We start from the raw sequence: 24,550 nt of genomic DNA, 5'->3' as shown, positions 1-24,550 counted from the left end.
GCGACGCTTTCGGTTCAACCATGGGTGTCGTGGCGGCAGCCGAATCGGTTGCTTGTCGTCCGATACATTCGATTCGTTCACTTGGCTGTCTTCCACCACAAGGGACTCCCCGCTCAAAACTGCGAAGTCAGCTGGAATCCGACCGTGATGCGCGCAGTCGGGAAACCAGAGGGCTTATAGACCGGCGTGCCTGCAAACAGGTCGTACGCGTAGGCGCCAAAGCGCGTCCCGATGCTTCCCTTCACGCCGATGACAGCGCCGGCCAACTGCGTTCCTACGAGCGCGATGGGTTCCGGTCCCCATACACGGCCATAGTCCAGCCCCGCATAAACCGCTTGCCCCGTCTCGCCGATCGGCATTTGCAGCTCGTTACGCCAATAGAAACCGCGCGACGCCGCCAGCATCGTTTCTCCGTCGAAGCCTCGCACGGTATATCGGCTACCGATGGTCATGTCGTCGAGGTAGTACAGGGTGTCACCGGTGTACTGGCCGTGAAACGTACCGACATAGCGAAATGGCTGTTTGCCGACCGTGAACGGCACCGACAGGTTGGCGTCGAGCACCGCCATCTTGAAGCGATATGTTGGGCCACCGCCCGCGGCGAGCGTGTCGTCCTGCGCACCAAGCCCGCCGACGCCCTGCCGGTATGCGAGTGAGCCGTCGAACTGCGCGCCATCGAAATAGTGGCGATCGGTCAAGCCGAGTTCGAAGATTGTGTTGTTGCGACGTTGCTGCGAAATCTCGGTGTCTTCAATGAAACTCTTTCCGAAACGGCGAGACAGCCGTAGATAGCCGCCGAGCACGTGATTCTGGCTTCGTGCCAGCACGCGGGCCAGTTTGAAATCCACTGTCTTCGAGTTACCACTGGCGACGAATGTCTGGTTTACGCCCGCAATCTGCTGGTAGTAGGTGTTCGTGTTTGCGGACAGCGTAGCCGTCCAGTAACCCCATGGAACCGAATAGAAGCCGTTCCAGCCGTGCGAACCGAGGCGCTTGTCGCCGAATTCGAGGTCCTGGCTGACACCAACGTTCAGCATGTCGTTCAGGCCGAGTGGGTTGTCGATGCCAACCGACAGATTGCCTTGCAGTTTGCCGGTGGCGCGCGTGCCGGAATTGTCGATCGATGCGACGACGGTCCACGGCTTGCCACGCTTCACGTCGAGCACGACATCGCTTTCACCGGGAAGGTCGCCCGGGATGATCTGCATCGACACATCCTGGCTCGATAGGCGCTTCATCTGCTCCAAGCCCTGCTCGAGGTCACGCAGATTCAGCACGTCGCCGTCGCCGGTCGGAAACGCGCTCTTCCACGTGCCGCGCAGCTCTTCGTCCGCGAAGCTCACGTGACGAATCACGCCGGGAATCAGCGACAGTTTGAACGCGCCGGTCGACAGGTCTTGCTCGGGGACGAGCACCCGCGTGGTAACGTAGCCTCGCGCCAGAATCGCCTGGGACAGTCCCTTGACCAGCACGTCAACACCTTGCTTACCGACGCATTGACCAGCGTAGTGATTCAGCCATTCGCGCGCGAACGCGAAGCGATCCATCGGCAAGGCGGATGCCCCTTGGGCCTTCGCTGCATCGGGCAACGAGGTCGGAACATCGAGCGTAAAGCGATCGATGCGGAAGCATGGCGTTTCGATAGGAAGCGCCGGATATGCTTCGACCTTCGGCACTTCCGAACGAACTGAAGGTGCGCGCACGGCCGCATCGCGCTGCTGCGCATCACGTTGCTGCTGCGCTTGTCGATCCTGCTCCGCATTCGCCCGTGCGGCGGCTGCTTGATCTACACGCGATGGGGCCTGCTGTGTATGTCCTGCAATTGGCGCGAGGGAAGCAATCGGCAGTAGAACAGCGGACGAGCAGATTCTCATTCTGATAAGTTTCGATTGTTTAATTTGTTTTATGGTTTCGGTGCAAGATGGCCCGGAATCCAGACCCACTCGGTACCACTCCATTTCCAGTAGCCCATGACCCACGTCATGGTTGACCAAGAGGGAAGTACTGGCGACATCTCTGCCTTGGGTGGCGGGCGCGGCGGTGCATCTTGGGGCACGGTCTCACACGCAACGAGAAGTGCTGACATGACAAACAGCAACATCCACGACCATTTGTTTTTCTTCATCGTCACCTCAATGTCAGCGCGACATCGATCGATCACGTCTTAAACCATCGTGAAACCCGATCGATCAATCCCTGCGAAGGTGGTACCCACCCCGGTTTCATGAAATCGTATACGTCGTCGTAGTGGTCAAGGGGCTTCACCGGCATCAGCTCCATTGGCACTAGCGGGTGATCGACTTCGACACGAATCCCGCGACGCCAACATAATTTTGCCTCCAAGACAGCGACGAAAGAAAAATAATCCTCTGTATATACGTGCTCCAACTTACCAGCGGCATCAACGAAAATTATTTTCTCAAGCTCCTCTTTATCGCCACGAATCAATGTCGAGAAAAAATCCTCACCACGCTCACACTGACTCCGCAATGGCTTCCGCCCACTCTTCGCCATTCTGCGAATTTTGTCAGACAGAGAGACATCGTCGCCCGCCATAGCCAATTGAAACATGTGAACGTAGAATTGATTATTTAGCGGGTCCTCTCTTGCACTTACAAAGCCTTGAGGAGAGGCCACCTCAAACTCCCGAACCATCGCATCCGAATCGGAAAGCATCGAATACAACAAGTAATCAGGCGTTTCCAGTTCAAAGCCACTGTCACCTACGCCCAGCGATGCCAATTCGATGACACACGAAACATATAAGTTATTTTTAAGGGATGAGAGATTGCCATTGACAAAATAATCATAAAACCCTACCACGACGTGATCTCTTGCAAGCCCGTCATAGCAGCGCTTCAAATTTATAGGCTTGACCCGATTACGTATTTTGTCGGCAACTTCAGGAATATGCCGCATCGCCGCATCGAACCCATACGTTATCCGTCGAATCTTTTCCGCATCCATTTCGACACCTTACTTTAACTTCACAAGTGTTGCGCCATTAGAATTAACGCCCGTAACGACTTTTACAAGCTTATCACTGTCAATTGCTTTCTGAATCAGATCGGCAGTGGCCCGCTGACTTGCATCTCCATTTCGAAGACGGGTAACCGCACTATCAATCCATTTATCACTCATTTGCGTTGGCAAGCTGCCCGACGGGCCATTAAGTTGGATCGACCCGGTCGCGTTCAACGGCTTGACTTCGTTGATATATACCGTATCACCCTTGATGTAAACGCCGTCGAAACAATTGACGCCACACTTGCCATTAAGCGGCGTAAAACCATTCCGTACAAAGTAGTTGTTCGCCACATATTCGCGAGCCTGTCCTTGCAACTCAGTGGACGGCAACTGGTCGAGCTGTGACAGCACGCCTTGTTCTGCGGAATTCAGCTTCACTGGCATGCTTTCCATCGTTACCTTGCCGGTACTGATAAATCCTTTGTTCGTCGGGCTCACCGATCCCGCCAACCAGACATCAATCGATTCTCCCACGCGCGCGGCTGTCGCCGCCAGCTTGTTAGTAAGGATACCGCCGACGACCGTTTCCTCGATCGTGTAATCGGGCTTAACCGAACCGTTTTGCGTGGCGAAGGAATTGAGCCGGTCCTGATCACGCTGGCTCGCGCCGCGGGAAATCGGGTCAGGCAGCGAACCCAGTCCAGAATTCAGATATTGATCGGAACGCTGCGCGGGCGTCGCACTGAAATACGTCTGTGCAGATCCATCGGAAATCATCGGCAAACCGCGTACCAGAATCGGCTTCCCCATATACTGGGACAACATTTCTTCTGCCGTCTGCATGTTCGTCAGGTACGAACTGAGACCGCCCATTGCGCCCTCGCTGGTCGGATTGTTCGCCGTCCGGATCAGCGCCTGAAGATAGGCCATGTTCTCCTTGTTGGCTGTATCGTCAACCAACCCCTTCGCCACGCGTTCAAGCATGTCGGTCCAGTAGATCGTCGCGCTCGCGACACAGCTCGCGTCCCCTCGGCATACCTCTTGAGCCTTTTGCTGGGCGAGTTTCTTGACTACATCCACTTCCTGGACATGAAGCTGTCGATTGTAGAGTTCGTTGTTGATTGCCGAGCCCGCACCTGCCAGTGCGCCGGAGCTACCGCCGCCCGCGAGCGCTCCACCCGCCGCGCCACCGGCCGTGGCCACAATCTCGTTCAATGCGTTCCGGGCAGCAGCCTGCGCGCTCAGCGGCAACTGAGCGACCGCCTGATCGATGATGGGCTGCGCCAGCGACTGCAATAAATCGCCAGTCAGCGAGCCAGCTACAGCACCGCCGATATTACCGCCAGACAACGCCGCGCCGATCGCCGCGACCGCCGCGTGCAGCACATCCCGCCCCGCCCCGCCCTCACCGAACAGTGCCTTCATTTGCGGACTGCTGTTCTCCAGTTGCGTCGCGGCTTCTGCAACCGCGAAGGTCGCAGCCTTGCCGAACGCCTGGGCGAAAGCCAAATCGTTCTGAACCTTTTGCAAATTGAACGTATTCTGCACCGTCTGATTCGCATTCGCGGTGTCGCGAGACAATCCCACCGTGCTATCCGTGCCGCTCTGTTGGTCAGATTTCACGACGATCTTTCCCGGGCTCACGGCAGCGTGAGTGACGCCGCTTGCGTTGTCGCCCGTCTGCGCGAAGCTTGGGCCGCCTGATGTCGAAAACCCCTCCGTCTTGCCGGAATACGACATCTTATTCTGGATGTCCGTAAATCCAAGGCTGCCCGTCGTCAGCGTATTTTTATCGGCCGGCGCGGCGCTTGCGATCTGTGCGCCGTCGAGTTGCGTATGCCCCGCCACATTGACATCGAAACCTTCCTTACCCGCCACGATGCCGGTTTGCTGGTTTACCGACGCATAGTTTGCGTCGACACTGGTATGACCTATCGACGCGTCGACGCCACCACCGTAGCCGAACGTGAAGCTACCACTAACGCCGGCATTGTGCTGATTGCTGCTGTAGTTCGACGTATCCTGAAGGCTCGTCATCGTCAGATTGCCGCCGACATCCGCCTTGACCTTGTCGCCCGATACCCGCACGCCAGCAAGCGTAGTGTCGCCACCCGACGTCATCGACAGCGTGTTGCCTGCCGCCACAGTTGTGTTGGTTTGCGTGACACTGCTACCGTTGCCTTGACCATGCGCATTCGAGCCATTCGCGAAAACGCTGATCCCCGTGTTCTTGCCCACACCGATAGCAACGCCTGCATTCCAGCCGCTCGAACTGTTCGAACTGGTGTTTTGCTCAGTACTCTGTGCGCTTTGCAGCGTAATCGCGTTGTTCGCGTCGAGTGCGACGTTCTTGCCGAGCACGGTCGCCCCGGTCATCGCGATATTTCCGGTACCCGTCTGAGCGTTTCCGTTCGCATCCGGCGTACCAGTTGCCGTGATCGACACGTTGCCGTTACCGATGATCGACGAGCCCTTCGCGTCCGTGATCGATGTCGTTGAATTGCTGCTGCTATGGCTCGAACCGATGCTGATCTGCACCTGCACGCCCTTGGCGGCCTCGCTCACGTTACCATTCGACAGAGCATTGGCCGCGTCCTTGATCCCGCCTCGGTTCTGGTACGCCTGCTCGGCGGCTGCAACGCCCTGCACCGCCGCGAGACGCGAATCGCCCGACTGCTGACCTTGGCGGACCGCACTTGCCATTGATTGCCCAAGTCCAACCAAGCCACCGCCCAATCCGACGCTCAACCCGGATTGACTGAACTGCTGCGATTGCGAGTCTTTGTAGTTGTCGTAGGCAGCATTCACCGTCACGTTCTGACCGCTGATTCCAATATCCTGGCCCGCAACGACCGTGCTCCCAGTAATCGTCGCATCCTTTCCAGCCTGGATCGTGACATTGCCTTGCGACGATCCGATTACGCTCCCGTTGTTCGTTACCGAGCTGTTTAGATCTTGCTGCGCGGTGGACCGTGAACCCACCGTTACGGACAAACCGCCATTCGTGAGCAGACCCGATTCCTTCTTCTCATAGTAGGTAGACGATTGGGTCGTATCCTGCGAGGTCTTGATATTGACGTCACGGGTCGCCTGCAACGTAACGTCGTTCGTGCCAACGACGTTGCTACCCGTCACGTTGATGTCTCGGTTACTGACGATGTTGACGCCATCGGCCGACACCGTGCTGCCCTGACTATAGGTCGCCGTCTGGTCGGTCCCGCTCGCAATCTTCGCGCCACTCACGACATTGCTGTGGCTGTGCGTTTCGTGCGAATTAAGCTCATGCGCCTCGGTTGCTGCGCCAATATTCACATCGCCAGCCGCCAGCAGATTCGCATTGCCCTTGTCGAGGCTAATCGTGCTTCCGCTGATCGTGAGGTCCTTGCCCGACGCAAGCGTGACGGTATCGCCGCCCTTGAGCGTCGTGCCCGTCAGCGCCTGATCCGACGTGTGCATTGTCTCCGCATAGCTGCCGTGACTATCGCTACCCGAACTGTTACTGTTAACGGTCGACGTCGCGCTCGCCGCGCCGAGCGTCACATTGCCCTTGGCTGCAATCGTGCCACCCTGGCCAAGATCGATCTGCGCTCCCTTCGCGGTAAGATCCCCGCCGACCCCGATACTCGATTGCCCGCTAACCTTCACCGAGCTGCCGACCACGTTGTTGACGGCGGTGTTCGACACACCGTTCGCGCGCTGCACGATCTTGTGCTCGCCCGTCTGAACCGCGCCGAGATCCCAGTTACCCCCGACATTCATGCCGAGATTGCCGCCGACCGTCAAATTGCCCGCGTTCTGCTGGAAGTTGCCGCCCGTTTTGATCCCTGCATCACCCGCCACGTCGAGTTGCGCCGTCGGCCCGAGTGTTGTCGTCACACTCGTGGCACCGTCGCGACTCACGCGCGTGTCGGTTTTCACCGCGGTATTGAGAATGAGGTCGCCGCCTGCATTCAGGTACAAGCTGCCGGCCTTCACCTGTGCCGACGTCAAGTCGACATTGCCCGTCGTCGCCAACGCCATCAGGCCACCGCTTTGCAGCGCACCGAATGCGTTATCGATCTGCTTGCCCTGAATCGACAGCGTGTTGTCCGCCTTCACCGTGCCGCTGTTCGTGAAATTCTGCGCGTCCTGTAAATCGATGTCGGTCGCAGTAATCAGCGGGCCGTTGACGTTCTGCTGGCTTGCATGAGCGAGATACACGACTGGCACCAGGACCGACTGGCCGTCGACCACGCGCGTTTCCATCATGATCACGTTGCTGGTCAGCTTCGATACCTGATCGGCGGACAGGCTCGCACCAATCGGCAAGTTGAGCTGCTTCTCCAGCGTCGCACCCGCCGCCATCAACGATTCGTACATCGCCTGCAGATCCGTGTACGGACCGAGCACAGCTTTGCCGGTCAATGAGGTGACCTGGTTACGCACTAGCTGCTGCTCGTAGAATCCATCGCCCAGGCGCTTCGGGATATGCGTGAGGTCGACGCCGATCTGGCTGAAAAAGTAGTCGCTCGAGATGAACTTCTTCTGGTTCGTAAACGCTGGATTCGTCTCGATCACGTAGCTCGCGGTCGGCGACGTATCCGGTCGATACAGACCGCCCTGCGGAATCGTCAGGTTGTTCAGCACGTTCTGCGCGGTCGCGCTCGCGATGACCGGTGAGACCGTGGTTACCCCGCCATGCACGGCCGAGGCCCCCGACTTCGTGCCGCTCGCGTTACCGCTCAGCCCACCGATCGTCAGACCGGGCACGACCTGCCCCGGCAGCAGACCGAGCGACGGAATCGACGCATTGGCGGCCGTGTTGTTGATGCTGACGCCCGTGCCGGAGATCGTGCCGTTCGAACCCAGAGTCGAGTGGTAGTCCGGCAACGAGTACTGTTTGACCGATGCCGGCGCCGCCTGCGTATAGCCGCCCGGACGGGACGTAACAAACGGTGCATTGCCGAATGGCAACTGCCAGTTGTATTCGCTGTTGTCGTAGTTGTTGTAGTGATACTGGCCGGAGTACGACACCGTCACACTCGGTGCCTGCTGGCCCGTGGCAGCCCAGCCGTCGCCGTCGTAATGCTGCGGCATGGCGATATTGCCAACCGCCGTAATGCTGCTCCAGTAGTTCTTCAGGCTGCCAACCGACGACGCATCGATATTGCCACCCGACGCGATCTGTGCGCCCGGGCTGATGCCCGTCACGGTCGTCGCGGTCGCGCTATCGGCGTAGTAGGTCGTGTACTGATACGTGCTGTTCCACTGGCCGCCGTGAGGCGGATCGGTATACACCCCGCCAATACTGGTCGGGTCTTTCACGCCCACCTGGCCGGTTTGGCCCTTGATCGGAACACCGAACGGTGCGAGCGTAGCCGGATCGACCGAGCCGGTCGAGGTCGTCATCACGCGGCGCGTGTTCGTGATCTGATTGGCGTGCAACTCCATGTCACCGCCGGACTGGATCAACGCCGACGAGTTGTTGATCAGAGCCGCGTTCGTGTAATTGCCGCTGGCGTCCTTGCCGCCGGCCAGTACGACCTTGCCCATACCGAAGATCGCCGTCGTCGCCGTCGAATCGGTCGCAGTCGTGTCGTCCCGGTTCTCGATGTCATTCGCGAGAATCTCGAGCGTGCCGTTGCTGTCCGACGCGCCGATCAGCGCCGTCGGTCCGAGGTTCGACACCGTGCCCGTCGCATTGAGCGACGTGCTGCCACCGACGATCGCGCCCGTATTGGTCAAATTGCCCGATTGCGTATGCAGCAGACCGCCCGCGGACAGTGCGCCCGAGTTGACGATGGTGCCGGCATTGACGCTCAGATCGTTGACCGATTGCACATTGCCACTGTTGTTGAACGTACCCGGCAGCGTAAATGCAAGATTGTGACCGACGTTGAACTGGTAGTCGGGCGTCACCGAGAAATCGCCCTGCAGGTTCACGTTGGCATCGTGCGCCGCACTATACGTGCCGCCACCTTGCAGTGTCGGAGCCGTTACCGTCAGGTCGTGCGTGGAACTGATTTGCCCATTCGTGTTCGTGATCGCGCCGCTCGTCGTCACGTCCACATCGCCACTGGAATTCGCGACGTTACCGATCTGGCCGCCGCTGTTGTCCAAGGTCGTCCCTTGAACATGCAGTGATGCGCCGCTCAGTTGACCACCCTGCGTGTTGGAAATCGATGCAGCGTTCACCGTCACGTCGCCGTTCCCGGTGATCGCGCCCATCCCGGACACGCCGCCCGCGTGGCTGTTGGTGATCTGACTGCCGCCCTGCACGGTCATCTTGCCGGCGCCAAGATCGGCAATCGAGCCGTCGGCGTTGTTGATCGACGCGGACTGGATGCTGAGCGTGCTCGTGTCGCCCGCCGCTGTCTGGCCGGCCTGGATATGCCCGCCCTGGTTCACCAGCGCGCCGCCGTTCGTCAACGACAGGGACGTTCCTGCTCGCACCAGACCCTGCGAGTTGTTCACGTCGCCCGCGACCGTTCCGGTGATGCCGCCCTGTGCCGCGAGAATGCCACTCGTGTTGTCCCAGTTGCTCGCGTCGACGACTGCGTTACCCTTGGTGACGATGGTGCCGCCCGCGTTGTTCAGCGCGCTTGCGCCGTTGCCAGGTTCAATCGTCAGCGTGCCCGTACCGGCATGCGTGATCGTGCCGCCAGCGTTGTTCAACTGCGCGGGAGCGAGCGTCAGGTCCGTACTGTTCGTCTGGATCACACCGCCCGCGGAGTTGTCCAGCGTGCCGCTCACATTGACGCCCATTGCCGACGATCCGTACTGCGTGATCGTGCCGCCGTGGTTCGTCAGGGTCGGCGTCGTCAGTGCGAGCTGATTGGCTGCGAGCTGACCACCGCTATTGTCGAGCGTCGAATCGGCTGTGACCGTCAGGGTCGGGGCAACGATCACGCCGCCCCGGTTCGTCATCGAACCCGTGTGAATCGTCGCGTTGGTGCTCGCGCCGATCTGACCGCCGTCGTTCGTCAGCGTGCCGCTCGTCAAACCGACAGCCGTGTTGGACAGCAGTTTGCCATTGGTATTGTTCAGCGTGCCGCCAACCGTCGCCGTCAACCCGCTTTGCGCATTGATGGAACCCGAGCTGTTGTTCAGCGAGCCGCTTTGCGCCGCGATATGTCCATTGCTGGCAATCGCACCGCCAACGTTCGACACTGAACCCGCACCGTTGCCCAACGTCAGCGTGCCGGTGCCGGCGTGGACGATCGTGCCGCCATCGTTGACGAGCGCAGCTGGGGCAAGTGTCAGATCGGTACTGTTGGTCTGCAGCGTGCCGCCGCTCGAGTTATCGAGCGTACCCGACACATTGACGGCCATCGCACCGGTGCCGGTCTGCGTGATCGTGCCGCCGTGATTGATGAGACTGGTACCGGTCAACGCGACCTGTTGGGCCTGCACGGTGCCCGCGCTATTGTCGAGCGTCGTGCCGCTCAACACCGCGGTCTGCCCGGCGATCGTGCCGCCGGTGTTGGTCAGGTGTGCACCAGCGTCGACGACGACGTTTTGGGCGGCCTGCAAGGACCCGCTGTTGTTGTCGACCGACTGACCCGAAACGTGAAGATTCGTGTTGGACGTGATCGTCGCGTGGTTGACGATCGTCCCGCCTTGTACCGTCACTTCGCCATTGCCGCCGATCACGCCGCCCTGCGCGCCATTCGCCGTCGTGCCGGCTGCGTTCGTCAGTTGACCGGTCGCGTTCAACACCAGACCATCGGTATTGAGTGACGTAATGCGACCCGCCGTATTGTCGATCGTGGTTCCATCGACCGTCGCACGGCCAGCGCTCTGGATCGTGCCTTGGTTGTTCGCGATGGTGCCGCCCTGCAGCGCCATCGTGTTCTGCGACACGAACACGCCGGACTGGTTCGCGAGTTGCCCCGCCGCCATCACCGAAAGCGGCCCCTGCGACGACACCGTGCCGCCCTGGTTCGATACGTTACCGGCCGTCAGCGTCGCAGCGCCACCACTCGTCAGGCTGCCATGGTCGTTGATGACCGTGCCTGTGGCGTTCGCGGCGATGGCGCCTTGAGCGCTCGTCGTCGCGTTCGTGAGGTTCACGTCGCCGGCCGTTGCGTTCAGCGACAGATTGCCGTTCGCCGCCGTCGTGCCGCCGGCGAGGTTCACCCCCGCCCCGGTCGCCGAGACGTTGCCGCCCGCAACGTTCTTGCCGGTCGCATTGAGCTGGCCCGTCGTCGCAAGCTGCAGGTCACCGGCTTGCGTCACGGCACCGTCGCTGTTCACGCCTGCGCCAAGCAGCCCGGTCGAATTCAGCGTGCCCGCCGTCACGCCCACGTTATGTTGCGCCGCGAGCGTGCCGGTATTGACGACGTCGGCGCCGGTATTCACCGAAACGGACTGCTGGCCGTAGGTCGTGCCACTGTTCTCGACCCCACCTGCCGCCGAAATGGCGGCGTTACCGGTCGACGAAATCGTGCCCGACTGAATCAGCCGCCCGTCGGTGGTCAACGTCAGCCCCATCGCGTCCGCCGCAATCGTCCCGGCGTTCCGGACCCCGACGCCTCCCTCGGTGCCGACCAAAAGGATGCGATTACTGTACATACCGCCCAATTGGGCCACGTCAATCGCGACAGCCGGTGCTGCACCATCGCCCTGAATGCGGGTTGCCTGGAGGGTGTCGTGATTGACCTGATTCGCACCAGTGATCACGTTCAGGTTCGTCGCATAAATAGCGGCGTTCGCCTGTACAGCTCTGGAAATAAGGTCGACCTGATCCACATTCGTGGCATTCAGGCCCGCGCCCTGTACCGCGATGAGGCCGCGTGTCACGCTGAAACCCGCCAGTGACCCGTCTGCATTCAGGTTCGGCGTGCCGGTCGTCAGGATTGCACGCGAGGTATTGATAAAGCCGCCACCATCAACTACCAATCCCGAAGGATTGGAAATGATCATCTCGGCGCGTTGGCCCGCGATCTCAACAAAACCTTTCAATTGCGAAGGGTTCGAACTATTGACCTGGTTGATGATGATCCGGGCCGAACCGTTCGGGCTGAGGTTCGGGTTGCCGTTGATGTATCCGGCTTGTTGTGTGTTCGTCAGCGTGGGTGAGTTATTGACGATCACACCTTGCTTGGGCACGTCGAATTGCGAGTAGGTGTTCAGCGACACGCCAGCGCCGGACGGCTTGGTGATGTTGACCTGTTGGAGACCGTTTTGCGTCTGGATCACGGAGGGCGCGTTCGCGCCGGCGCCCACGACCTGAGCGCTTGCCCACATCGGTGCAACGCCGGCTGCGATCAGTACCGCGAACGCAGCATGGCGCAAGGCAAAGCTCGCCAACGCACTCGACACGCGGTTGGCAACGGCGCCCGGCGCCTCGCCCTTGCTGACTTTCCCCGTTGCGTGAGCGGTCTCCTCGACCGCTACCAGCATGCCACGCACGCGGCTGAATACCAGACGATATTGGTTCTTGTTCATGGATACGGCAAACGCTTCTTTAGACGTCAAGCAAATGGATCGGAACGCCTTGCACAAGTACAGAGACGCTCTCTAACGTCGAAAGCAACGCTGCCGAACTTATCGGTACTTCAACACTTGTGATTGCGGCGAAATAGCCCTCGTGCCGAAATCTACCGAAATGCTTTCCCGCACAGTGTCAGGGATTGCAAGATGACAGTGGATAGGATGACCGTGCGCGCGCCTGAAAGGCGTCGCTTTCGATCCGATAAAACTTGTTCAGTTACGCGATATCTCCGACCTGTCAAACATTTCTTTATCCACAAACAACAACCGACTTAACAGTTCTCCCGGACCGTCGCCACGGATTGCCAGAAGCCAGCCTGCTGTACCCCGCCAGACGGGCATTCCGAGTTCCTGGTCCTTCGGCGAGCTATTCAGATGAATAGTACGTCACTGATCGGCGACCCCATTTCATAACGGAGTTTTCATATAAACCTTAATTCGATAATCGAAATACAATATACGGACGACAACAACCACACTGAAATTTGAAATTTTTCTTAACGATTGAAAATTCCCCTATAAAAACATTACTGACATTTTTAGTTAAAACAATATCGCGTCTATCGTCGCGCAACGAATCGATTGGCACTGTCTCAAATATACAACACAGCGAACCGATTTCTTACAGTATTGATACGCATCTGGAATCCATCTCCGTGATTTGGACCTTGCGTCGAAAGTCGCAGGATGGATTCCGCGGTGTATGCTCGATTTCGCCGCAGGGCGAGGACCGTGATTGACATCCAGTTTCTGAACGTCATAAGCCGGGCGACCTCTTCAACTACGTACCGAGCTCGAGGCCGGCTGCATAGATCTCGAGATTCTCGATCTCGTCGCTCGGACCATTGCTTGCGCGCAATAGCGCACTGGCCCTTGCTGCCGGAGGAAACCGGTAAAGCTGAGTGTAAAGTTCTCGGCCGGTCGCGCTCAAACGCACCGGCACGACTGTCGCGTCTAGCGACGCGGTGTGATGGCCGTCAATCGAGGCGGACCAACGGCGCTGCCGCGATCGAGCTAGATTGCTCTGATCGTGAGGTGATGACTTGGGCGGCCACGACGGCCACGGCGACATTGCGCCCGACGTGATGCTAGCTGCAGCGGAAAATCGGTTTGGCGGCGAACCGCATACCCAGTCCGAAATTGAGTGGCTGAGCGACACGATTCGCGCCACACGACCAACGAAATGCGCCCGTTCGCCGCGGCTATCGACCTGAAGCGATTGATCACGTCAGTGTGCAGCCCACAAAGTCATGGAAGGGCCGAGAGCGTCGTGAAGACGATGAAACGCGTCTACGTCGCTTTCATGCCGAAGCCGGACGCAACGACGACTCTGCACGCAAGTCGGCCATCGCGTTCGAGCAATACAACGAGAATAGTGCGCGTCGCGAACGCCGTCAGCTACTCGGCGCGTTTCGGGGCGACGGGCGTGGTCACGGCGATCGTCGCCAGTCCATTGGTCTGCGGGTCGTATTCGCGGCGCATTGCTCGGCACCGCTCACGAAGATTGAGGGGTAACCGACCGAATCAGGGCCAACAGGCGCCGATGGTCGACGTGATAGACCGGCTCGCGTGCCGCATCAAGCTCGGCGACGAGTCCTTCCCACAATGCAAGCACGCCGAGTGCCGCACCCCACGCGACCGCCTTGCTGCTGGCGACGTCAGGCGTGCGGCGCTCGGCGGCCATCGCGAGGTAGGCGTCGATTTCGCGTTCGGCGCGCGCGGTGATCGACGCATAGTTCAAGGTTTTTCCCACGGTCGTGCAGTCAGCCCCTTTCTGTAAACAGGTGGTACTCGTCGCGCGTCGCTTACCTCGGGTTGTTCTTCGGCCACGGGCTACCGGGCTCCCCGATGAACACCGACCGCGGCAACTACGATCGCCCCGGCTTCGGCGGAGGTCCGCACGCTCGGATTACTCTCGCTGAACTCGTGCCGGTGTGCCGAGAGTTCGTACGTCTGGCCGGGGCGTGGACCCCGGACGCGCTCACCGCATATCTAGCGTCGCCATACTGATCCACGACGTCGTGGTCGCACCTACCGGTTCCATCGGGGTGTGCCAATGTCCATCAGCTATGTGTCACTTGCCAACTACGTTGGCGGCTGACCCAAGCAATTCCGCATTGCGCATCGCGACTCGCCCGGCACGAATTCGAACTTGCGCATCCTCAACGATGCGCAGCGACTCGCGCATGAATTCCTCATCCGCTGTGACTTCGAGAAACAGTACTTGCGCCCGTTGGCGCCGACTGTCGGCAGGATTGTGGGGAAGAATAAAAGTCATTCGATTTGTCAGGGATACAAAAAAGAGAGCCGTCCCTGTTCGGAACGGCTCTCCCGACTCACCTCTCTCGTGCCCTCACCCCTGAGAGCACGGCGATTGTCACCCCGAGAAGGGGCCAGCGGCAATACTGAGGCAGCACAATTGACACTATTTAGGCATCCGCGTGACAGGCTAAGACGACCCGACCTGCGCGCGGGTACATAACAGCGGCCAGATGTGTCCACGCACAACGGCATGCCCCCATGCCAGCGACCGGACGGGCGCAGGTGATGCGCTTGTTCGGATTGCCCACGGGGCGGCAGTTTCACAAGTATCGGTCGCAGGGAGACAAGGGCGAAATGTGCTCCTCCATTGACGAGTCGGTAGACACTACCGCGCCTCACACGCTCTATTGAACACCGCGCTTTTAATCGCACATCAATCGCATGCCTGCCCGTCGCACGCTTGCTACCTCACGTAGGCACACGGATAAATTGCCAAATGAAGACGGACAGAGTAAGTACAATGTTCGCCGTCATTTGTAGCGATCCGGCCCTTCCATGTCGCCGGTGTGGCACGCTTCCGCAGCCGTATCGCCTTCCAAATTTCTCACCTAGCATTTCAGCGCCCCTGCCGTCTTCTAGTCCCCGTATTCTCCGGTGGTAGCAGATCAGCAGGCGGGCGGTCTCGGCCCACATCCGAACCTCATGTACTAGCCATCCCACTCTTCGACCTGAAAGCAGCCGCGGTTCGGGGAGGGTCTTCTCACGTACCAGTTTCCGTACCGTTGCCCGTGATAGCGACAGCGCCTCTGCCAGTTCTTTCAGCGATAAACAGATCTTCATCGCGACGTCACCTTTAGCTCGATGTCTTCGAAGTAGTGAAGTGACCTTTTATAGCATGCGTCTGCAGACAAACCTACGCCAGAACCTACGTCACAATCGCTCGCTGTTTCCGAGCATTCGGTGTTGCATCTAAGCAGCAGTGGATTCGACGGCGCAGGACGTGCGGCGTAGCGCCGGTCAAATGATATGTATAAGTTGCGACGCCATCGGACAGACACCGTCGGATCCGGCGAAGACTATCAACCACGCAGGGGCGAAAGCTATCCCCTAAGCGGTCGCTGGTCGGCAATAGTGTGGCCGCAGCAAAGGCAGGGGTAGACTGCAGTAAATTGTCGGAAAGACGGACTCTCGTGACCAGCCATACTTGACGGGGGAAGCATGTTTCGACGTATTGAATCTATCGCGAACGCGGCGGTATGGAGCGGCTACAACGGGCGAACGAGCACCGCACCGGACTTCGAGCGCTACAACCTGATCTATGGCTGGAACGCATCCGGCAAGACCACCCTTTCTCGCATAATTGGCCTGTTCAGCGAATCTGGTGGTACACGGCTGCCGCCCACCGCCCGCGTTCGCTTACCTGAGCTGTCCGAACCTGCTTAGGAGGTTCCTGGAAATGTACCTGGGGTTCAGGAGGCCGACGCCCAAGCCTTGCCAATGTCGGCCTACGGCCGAATTCGCTCGGCGCCTAACCGGCACGCGCATGCAGCAATAGGTAAGGAGGTTGGCCCGGACTTGCTCCCGCGGCAAGGTGAACATCGTGTTGCCGGATGTCCTCGAAGCCTGCGCTGCTGAGTAGTGAGAGATAGTGGGAAGTGGGCCAGTAGTAGTTCTGAAGCGTGACGTCGCCGCCCGGCCCGTGCAAATAGACGGTCATCGGATCGCCTGCAGCGTAGCGCTTGCCGGGCTCGCCGCGACGGCAGCTCGAGAACTGAACGCCGACCGTTTCAGGGTGTGCGGTGATCAGAGCCAGAACGCCGCCTTGTCGAAGCAGTCTATGGATCTCTCGGCAGATCGCCAGCTGATCCTCGGGCCTAGGCACCTCTCCCAATACGAAACAGCACATCGCAGCCGCCACGCTTGCGTCCGAGAGATGGTCGACCCTTGGCCCGGCGATGTGATGGAACGTGATATTGGGATGCGACTGGTACTGAATCGCATGGGCGATCGCCGGGGTGGATGGATCTACTGCGATTACGCGTTGGCCGAACCGCTGGGCGACATGACGGGCTACATAGCCGGGCCCGCACCCATAGTCGAGAAGTGGGCCCTCGAGCGCTTGAGCCAGCCCCAGTGCTTCGAAGACCGCCGGGTATGCCAGATCCCATTGCAATGTCCCAGTCGATTTTCCGTACTCGGACAAGGCAGCGAACGCGCTGACCGTTTCATTATCGTCGAACGGGTTGGCCATTTCTTCTCCAATAAATGGTATTCACCTGGAGCCCCAGAGCAACGACCTGGGGGCGGATTTCCCTTCTCCGGCGCAATTGAGCGACGGCTTGCCTTCCATCATCGCTGCAATGATCTACTACACTCGCGCACGGCCCTTGACCGGTATAGCAATGGTCGGAGGGCGCGCTACCTTGAAAAAAGGTCGGCTCACAACCAGCCAGATCGCTTCCAAAGCTCTATGATCGGTCCCTGGACTACATTGCCTGTGCTGCGACGTCGCGAACGCGCGCAACAATATCGCTCGAATATAGTTTCGCAGCAGGCTCGACCAGGCCGAGAACCCTAAAGAGCAACTCGTGAACGCCGGTATCAACGAACGCCGCACGATGAACGGCATCGGAGTAAGCCAGTATCTCGGCAAGATCGTCAGTCCGTTCGCCACGTGTTCCGGGATGGGCGAGGTCCGGTACTGCCGACAAGGTCCATACGTTATCGAGCAGCGGTCCGGCGGCTGACAGCAGTGCCTGCGCCAGACCGTCGATAGGCTGCGAAAAGTATCGGCGACTATCGAGCAGGTCTCGCAAGATGACAGCCTCCTTGAACGCCGTCGTCATTCCTTGCGCGTAGACGGGATTGACGCGGCAAATCACATCGCCAAACGGTATCAGCCCACGCGGCCAGTTCTCAATTCGCTCAAAGTGCCGGCGACGGCTCTCCGGGAACAGATAGTGGCGAACCCTCCCGCGCGGCGTAGCGTGCCGGAGCACTGCGTGCATGGTGCCAGTCGACAGCTTTCCGGCCAAATCCACAAATCCCGGCCAGTCGTCGGGTAGCACGGCTTCCCCTCTCACGCCCAGATACGCGAATATGTAGTCGTCCTCGCGCGCCAACAAACATCCAAGCCGGCTTCCGTGCTTCCTGTCCGGCATCGTCAGCAACGGGACTGCTTCGCGACGAAAGCGTTCAGGCGCCTCGACAATTACTGAAAACGCGTGGTAGTCGATGCCGACCGTGGACTCGTCCGGCATCGGCCGCCCGGTGGCACGAAGGAAGTCCAGCGTCAACTCACCCCGGCCCGATGCATCGATCACCAACGCGGCCTCATGCACTTCGTCAGCGCCGTCCCGCGTCACGCACTTCACCCCAACTACGGAATCGCCGTTCGGCGCTGCGATGAACTCCTTGACACGACGGCCCGCCAGAATGACAACGCCGCGTTGAGATTCCACACGGCGCCGAATCACGTGCTCGACAAACGGCCGTGAGCACATGAAAAACGGCATGTTGAAATTACGCAGAGGCAATGCGGGTTGTCCAGGGAACTCATACTTCAGTTGCCCCCAGTCCGTCACTTTGGCACCGCCCTCGCGCAACAGCGTGTCGAAGTCGCCGAACAATGCATTGAGTGCTGTCAGACCACCGGGCAATAGAGAGTGCGCGTGCAGCCCCTGCGGTACGCCCGCCCTCGCCTCTGCCTGTACGGGAAATTCGTCTCGCTCGATTATCACGATCCGTTCGAACTGACCGACGAGCGCTTGTGCCGCCGAAAGGCCAGCAATACTTGCGCCGACTATGACCGCACATTTTCCGGTATGCATATTAGTACTCTATATGACCCTGTCACATCACATGACCATCCATCAGTACATATCCGTCCGGACGCTATCGTCTGCCCTCCGTCAAGTTCCTTTCGGCACCGTTCATCGACAAACCGTAAGTCATTCTTCTCCGATCGCCGCCGTCACTTACAGGGCTTCGGCACCCTCCTTGCTGATTTTGTAGGCACGCGCCTGCTCGATCGATTGAAGAATTTCCGCGGCACAATGCGCAATGGAGGTTCCGGGGCCATAAACTCCGGTGACGCCGGAATGCAGCAGCAGCCTTCGGTCATCCTCCGGAACGATTCCACCGACAAAGAGCCTTACGCGCTCTTCGCACCGCTCCTTCAGTTCAGCCAAGAGTCCAAGGACGAGCGTCTTGTGCCCTCCGGCAAGCGAAGATACTCCGACCGCGTCTACCTGCAGTTGCGCCGCCCGTCGAGCCGTTTCCAATGGTGTCTGAAACAGAGGCGCAATCTCCACTTCGAAACCAAGGTCGATGAGCCCTGCCGCGATGACACGAGCGCCTCGATCATGTCCGTCCTGGCCCAATTTCGAAATCAAGATGCGGGGACGCGACCCATGCCGATCAATAAACCGTTCCACTTTCTTCCGAACGTCGTCCCAGCTCCGATCGCCGTTCATCGCCTTTCCATACGCATCCGTCGTCGCGGTATTCGGCGCGACATATCGACCGAATACTTCAGCGAGAACCTCGGACACCTCTCCAACCGTGGCTCGAAGCCGCATCGCTTCCACGGTCAGCGACAACAGATTCCCCGTGCCGTCCGAGGCCGCGGCGGCAAGCTTCTGCAATGCAAAAGCGACGGCCGGCCCGTTCCTCCTCGCCCGAACGCCGGCGAGTCTCTCCAATTGCTCTCTACGCACTGCCATATTGTCGACATCGCGATGGTCGAGCGCTCGCTCCTTTTCCTGGACATATTTGTTGACGCCGACGATGGTCGACCGTTTCGAATCCACCATCGCCTGGCGGTGAGCAGCCACCGCTTCGATTTTTGCCTTGGCCCAACCGCTCTCCACCGCTTTCAACATGCCGCCATTCCGCTCGATCTCGTCCATCAACTCGCGCGCCTTCTGCGCGACATCGTGAGTGAGCCGCTCGATAAGGAACGAACCGGCCCATGGATCGATAACCGACGGTATATCGGACTCCTCCTGCAGAATCAGCTGCGTATTTCGAGCAAGCCGTGCGGAAACATCAGTGGGGAGCCCTATCGCCTCGTCGAACGAATTCGTGTGCAATGATTGCGTACCCCCGAATATTGCAGCCATGGCCTCGATCGTCGTCCGAACCACGTTGTTCATCGGGTCCTGCATGGTCAGCGAAACGCCCGAAGTCTGGCAGTGCATGCGAAGTGCTTTCGACCTCGCGCTCTTGGCGCCGAGTTCGGTCATCGCGGTCGACCAAAGAAGGCGTGCGGCGCGCAGCTTTGCGATTTCCAGATAGAAATCCATCCCGGTCGCGAAAAAGAACGACAGACGACCGGCAAATTCGTCAACGTTCATTCCGCGGGCTATCGCAGTTTTGACATACTCCTTCCCATTTGCAATGGTAAAGGCGAGTTCCAGCGCTGTTGAAGCGCCTGCCTCATGCATGTGGTATCCGGAAATGGAGATGGAGTTGAACTTCGGCATCTCCGCCGCGGTATAGGCGAGAACATCACCTACGATCCGCATGGACGGTCCGGGTGGATAGATGTACGTGTTCCGGACGATGAATTCCTTGAGGATATCGTTCTGAATCGTACCCGTCAGATCTCGTCGGTCGACACCCTGCTCTTCGGCCGCCACGATGAAGCTCGCAAGTACAGGCAGCACTGCGCCGTTCATCGTCATCGAGACCGATACAGAGTCCAGCTCGATTCCATCGAAGAGCACCTTCATGTCTTCTACGGAATCGATGGCGACGCCCGCCTTGCCGACGTCCCCAATCACCGCCGGATGGTCGGAATCGAAGCCGCGATGAGTCGCGAGATCGAAAGCGACGGAGATACCCTGAGCGCCGCCCGCCAGTGCCGCTCGATAGAATCGGTTGGATTCCGCAGCAGTTGAAAAACCGGCATATTGACGAATCGTCCACGGCCGTGTGGCGTACATTGTCGGCTGAGGCCCTCTTACAAAGGGATAAAGCCCGGGTAGCCCATGCAAGTGCGGCAGACCCTCAATATCGTGCGCGGTATAAAGTGCCTTGAGGTGGATTCCATCGAAGCTCACTCGATCGAGTCGACTAACGTCACCTTCCGGACACGACTTCCGTGCTTGTTCGATCCACTTTTCAAGTGTGGCAGGATGGCCACCGCAGAGTCTCGTATCGATCATGGCTCAACTCCAGCGCATCAGCGCCGCCCCCGCTGTCATGCCGGCACCCGCGCTGGCAAAGAGAATTAGATCACCGACTTTCAGACGTCCTGCCTGCCGCGCTTCCCAGAGCGCGATGGGAATCGTCGCCCCAGCAGTATTGGCCAGACGGTCCATGCTTAAATGGAACTTGCCAAAATCCAGCCCGGATAGTTCAGCAATCCTTCGCAAGAGATGCACCGAAGGTTGGTGCGGTATGACGGAGTCCACGTCGTCCGGACATAGTCCGGACCTTTCGAGCAACGATCCGATGAGTTTGGGAACCATGGTCGATGCCGACTCGAAGACGGGTCCACCCGCCATTTCGAAGTAGCCCTGTCCCGTCGGAATAGTGAAATTCTCGACGCCCTCGACCCCTGTGCTCATGAGTGCGTCGAACTTGGCCCCGCTGTCCCAGGTTGCTTGCACCACTACGGCCCCGCTTCCGTCGCCGAAATACACGCAATCACGGCGCGTCCAGTCCGTCACCTTTGAAAATGTGTCTGCACCTATGACGAGGACGTTTTCATACATGCCGGATTTCACGAATTGCGATGCAGTCACCATCGCAAACAGAAATCCCGAACAAACAGCGGAGAGATCGAAAGCCGGAACGCCATCGATTCCGAGCTTGTTCAACGTCAGACACGCTGTCGATGGCGCCCGCCGGTCAGGAGTTGCCGTGGCAACGATCACGAGGTCGATGTCATCGTCGGACAAACCCGAATCATCGATCGCGTTCCTTGCGCTAGTGGCGGCGAGGTCCGAGGTATGTTCGGACGGACCGCAGATCCGCCGACCCGATATTCCCAACTTCTCCGTTGCCCACGAAGGATTCACGCCCGCCGTAATGGCGAGTTCCTCGTTCGTCACCACGCGCTCGGGAAGCGCGATACCAATTCCCGCTATTCTCACTTCACGCTGCGTGCCGTTCATTTTACGAATCTCCACCGCGCCGAGTCGGTACCGGACGAATAGTTATATTCACATTTGAGCAATCCGACATGGCGCGGAAAGTAGGTCAGGCTCTGTCGATCGAAATCCCAAGCTGCACCCATACGGCCGCCGTGCGGTGTACGACGTCGAATCCGATAACGCTGGACGTAAGGAAACGCCGGCGCACGCGGCACCTATGCGCCGTGTTACCTCGGCTTGTGCAAGATCGGGTAAAAGACCGGCGACGATCCGACCTGCACCTTACCGAGAACTTCACCGCCGAGCGAGGAATAAATACGCACTGCCTGCTCGCTGGTCGCTTCTCCATACGAAACCAAACCGATACGCTCGGCGTCCTGTAGCGCTTCGTCGTACAGCAGCCGGCCGAGACCATGACGCCGCTGCATCGGATCGATGCCCAGCATTCCCAGATAACTGAATGCTCCTGACGGGTGATAGCGATCGAACTCGTGAAAGAGCTTCTGGACGTCATCTACTCTGTCGCGAGGAACGCTACGAACTAGAAACGACATCAGCTCGTCTTCGTCGCGATGGACGCTTGCGGTCGACCAGAGCATCGCACCTTTTAATCCTGCCTCGTATACACCCGTGCCACGAGCGTAAACTTCGCCGCAGTAATACTCGATAAATCCATCGATCGACTCGAGATAACGCTCAGGCTCGGGGTAAAGCCAACGAAGCAGCGGGCAAGCGGAGAACGCCAATTTGAGAATCCCGTTGACCGCCTTTTCGTCCGCTACGGTCACCCGCTTGATAGATTCGACTGCGATATCTTCGATCATGATCCGATCCCCTTTTATTTCTGAAAACTCGAAAAGAGTCTCCAAGCCACATCAATTGCGCCTGGAGATACCGTTTGGAACTACACCGATACGGCAAGCCGCGCGACGTCGGCCTGCGCGTCGATGCTGGCTTCGAGCTGGTCGACGAAAGCGTCGATGTGCTGCATCGTGGTCCCAGGCATTGCGATCAGATGGCTGACGTCGTCGTCAGTAGCCAGCTGCCAGCGCGCCTTCACCGTAGACGACGCGACTTTCGGAAAGACAACGGTGAGCGCGCCCGGATTACGCCACGCACGTACACCGATAGAATTGAGCGCCTGCACCGCGTATGCGGCGACGTTCTGGCATTCGAGCATTCGCTGCCGAAGACCTTCGTAGCCAAGCGCACGAATCGCGTACCAAAGCAGGATTGGCGTGAACGCATTGCGCGAGCCGGTCAATGTCGTATCGGAAGCGCCGATATATTTGATCACGCGGCTCACGCGCTCCACGTGACATTTGCGAGCAACGACGACACCGCACGGCATCGGTGCACCGATGAACTTGTGACCGCTGATAGTGATGGAATCACATCCATCGGAAAAATCGAAACGCGGCTTCGGGTCGAGGAAAGGAGCAAATGGTCCGCACAACGCCGCGTCACAGTGAACGTAGATCTGATCGATACCGACATCCTGAAGCGTTTCCCGGATCGTACAGACATCGTCCTTTCCCTCCTTCATCGTGGTGCCAAGATTGGCGACCACGATGGCCGGATTGTGCAATCGGTCCCGCGCCTTGCTCCGAAGGTCGTCGTAATCCATCTCGCCATGCGGCTGAGAGCGGACGGTAACGACTGTGAGGCCAAGCAGGCGAACCGCCTTGCTGACGCTGTAGTGAGTATCTGCCGTGCAGTAAAGAACCCCGTCGGGATGCAATTCACGCGCTATGTACAGCCCGTAGATGTTTCCCTCCGTTCCTCCGTTGGTGACATACCCCCAGTAATCGTCGTCACCAGCGTTGAAGAGCGACGCGAAAAACTTCACTACCTCTCGCTCGAGCTCTCTGGAATCAACCCGATAGGTGCCCGCCTGAAACGGATCGCCCAAATTATTTCCGGTCAAATTCAAAAATTGCGCCAATTCACTGTAATCGAACCCACGTGCAAAGGGGTAACCAAGAAAGCAGTTGTTGGCCTCGCCCATCGACTCTAAGAGGTCGTTCAGTCTCACCTGATCGGATTTTCCGAGCATGATCTCCACTCCTAATAATGACACCATGATTTGATTGACGAGGACCGCCATCGTCCTCCGGTCGCCAACCGTTAAACAAGGTTAAATTTCGGTCCCCTGTGCCGACAAGACAACAATTGTGACCATGATGAAAAGATGCGGGCTTGCTCTCCGCAAGCTACACGTCTCTCGCTCGCGGCGACGATGGCTAGCCACCCGCTGCATCAGTCAACTGTCTAGGCCCGGCTTGATGGAGGAAAGGCGTTTGCGCTACTTCAGACGAAATGACGCGAATGCCATGAGAGAACCCACGATTCTCGACAACGCGGATGCTGAAGCGCGGCCCTCGACGATGTCGGGGCACTGGCAGGGTCGATTAACGGCGGAACTCTCGCTGTATTCTTGCGCGCGCCCGTCGGCGTTGAGCGAAGGCGCTTGGTCGCGAGTGGACCGGCGTGCGGGTTAGGTAACCACACACGCCATGTGGCGGCATATTCTCAGCGCGACGATTCTCGAGGACTCGCGCGGCATGTCGAAGAACAGCTATTCAGTTCCTCTCGCACAAAGACAGCCTGCTTCGCGAGCGCAATATCCCACGATCGCTTCGCCGCCCAAAGAGTAGTCTCTTGCTCGATCGAAGTCCCCTGCCGACCAATAGGGAAAGTCGCTTTCGACACGGCATCATGTGCGGCGTCGACTTCTGCACATA

Annotated in this window: 14 protein-coding genes and 1 pseudogene; 2 read left to right on the top strand and 13 right to left on the bottom strand. The window is 58.8% G+C overall.

The features are described 5' to 3' along the window. Window positions 1–113: 113 nt before the first annotated feature. From BSE24067_RS03450 to bcpA, 4 genes are all read right to left on the bottom strand, one after another. Window positions 114–1,874 (bottom strand): ShlB/FhaC/HecB family hemolysin secretion/activation protein, encoded by a 1,761-nt coding sequence (locus BSE24067_RS03450; protein WP_151062302.1) that lies wholly within the window; start codon window positions 1,872–1,874, stop codon window positions 114–116. A gap of 29 nt (window positions 1,875–1,903) precedes the next feature. Continuing rightward, complete coding sequence (gene bcpO / locus BSE24067_RS03445) at window positions 1,904–2,086, bottom strand: CDI system lipoprotein BcpO (RefSeq protein WP_244130467.1); 183 nt, start codon at window positions 2,084–2,086, stop codon at window positions 1,904–1,906. Window positions 2,087–2,157: 71 nt separating this feature from the next. After that, on the bottom strand, window positions 2,158–2,967 hold the full coding sequence (locus BSE24067_RS03440) for an immunity 49 family protein (RefSeq protein WP_151062304.1): 810 nt from the start codon (window positions 2,965–2,967) through the stop codon (window positions 2,158–2,160). Between the two features lie 9 nt (window positions 2,968–2,976). Next, window positions 2,977–12,396: a contact-dependent inhibition toxin BcpA gene (gene bcpA, locus BSE24067_RS03435; protein ID WP_151062305.1), complete on the bottom strand. Its 9,420-nt coding sequence runs from the start codon at window positions 12,394–12,396 to the stop codon at window positions 2,977–2,979. 902 nt (window positions 12,397–13,298) lie between these two features. Here bcpA and BSE24067_RS03430 point away from each other — a divergent pair. Further along, window positions 13,299–13,812 (top strand): annotated as a pseudogene (locus BSE24067_RS03430) (hypothetical protein); the annotation flags it as partial. 124 nt (window positions 13,813–13,936) lie between these two features. Here the strand turns inward: BSE24067_RS03430 and BSE24067_RS03425 are convergent. From BSE24067_RS03425 to BSE24067_RS32310, 3 genes are all read right to left on the bottom strand, one after another. Then, window positions 13,937–14,182, bottom strand: a complete 246-nt coding sequence (locus BSE24067_RS03425) for a hypothetical protein (protein WP_151062307.1) — start codon at window positions 14,180–14,182, stop codon at window positions 13,937–13,939. A gap of 333 nt (window positions 14,183–14,515) precedes the next feature. After that, entirely contained in the window at window positions 14,516–14,719 is a 204-nt protein-coding gene (locus tag BSE24067_RS03420) for a hypothetical protein (protein ID WP_151062308.1), read from the bottom strand. Window positions 14,720–15,171: 452 nt separating this feature from the next. Beyond that, window positions 15,172–15,543, bottom strand: coding sequence for a helix-turn-helix transcriptional regulator (locus tag BSE24067_RS32310; protein WP_244130452.1), 372 nt, complete (start codon window positions 15,541–15,543; stop codon window positions 15,172–15,174). Between the two features lie 378 nt (window positions 15,544–15,921). Between BSE24067_RS32310 and BSE24067_RS03410 the strand changes: the two genes are divergently transcribed. Continuing rightward, a complete protein-coding gene (locus BSE24067_RS03410) occupies window positions 15,922–16,146 on the top strand; it encodes an AAA family ATPase (protein WP_244130453.1) in 225 nt (74 codons plus the stop codon). Window positions 16,147–16,231: 85 nt separating this feature from the next. Here BSE24067_RS03410 and BSE24067_RS03405 read toward each other — a convergent pair whose 3' ends face one another. The 6 genes from BSE24067_RS03405 to BSE24067_RS03380 form a co-directional block, all read right to left on the bottom strand. After that, on the bottom strand, window positions 16,232–16,954 hold the full coding sequence (locus BSE24067_RS03405) for a class I SAM-dependent methyltransferase (RefSeq protein ID WP_151062309.1): 723 nt from the start codon (window positions 16,952–16,954) through the stop codon (window positions 16,232–16,234). 235 nt (window positions 16,955–17,189) lie between these two features. Next, the gene (locus BSE24067_RS03400) at window positions 17,190–18,533 is read right to left on the bottom strand and encodes an FAD-dependent oxidoreductase (protein ID WP_151062310.1); all 1,344 of its coding nucleotides are present in this window, start codon (window positions 18,531–18,533) and stop codon (window positions 17,190–17,192) included. A gap of 147 nt (window positions 18,534–18,680) precedes the next feature. After that, on the bottom strand, window positions 18,681–20,873 hold the full coding sequence (gene scpA, locus BSE24067_RS03395) for a methylmalonyl-CoA mutase (protein WP_151062311.1): 2,193 nt from the start codon (window positions 20,871–20,873) through the stop codon (window positions 18,681–18,683). 3 nt (window positions 20,874–20,876) lie between these two features. Next, on the bottom strand, window positions 20,877–21,827 hold the full coding sequence (locus BSE24067_RS03390) for a 3-oxoacyl-ACP synthase III family protein (protein WP_151062312.1): 951 nt from the start codon (window positions 21,825–21,827) through the stop codon (window positions 20,877–20,879). Window positions 21,828–22,033: 206 nt separating this feature from the next. Then, window positions 22,034–22,630, bottom strand: a complete 597-nt coding sequence (locus BSE24067_RS03385) for a GNAT family N-acetyltransferase (protein ID WP_151062313.1) — start codon at window positions 22,628–22,630, stop codon at window positions 22,034–22,036. Window positions 22,631–22,710: 80 nt separating this feature from the next. Next, complete coding sequence (locus BSE24067_RS03380) at window positions 22,711–23,913, bottom strand: histidine decarboxylase (protein WP_208455040.1); 1,203 nt, start codon at window positions 23,911–23,913, stop codon at window positions 22,711–22,713. Window positions 23,914–24,550 lie beyond the last annotated feature (637 nt).

This window comes from Burkholderia latens (assembly GCF_902499045.1).
GTDB classification, from domain to species: Bacteria; Pseudomonadota; Gammaproteobacteria; order Burkholderiales; family Burkholderiaceae; genus Burkholderia; species Burkholderia latens.
Note: the sequence above shows the minus strand (reverse complement) of the source record. Positions and strands in the feature narration are given on the sequence as shown.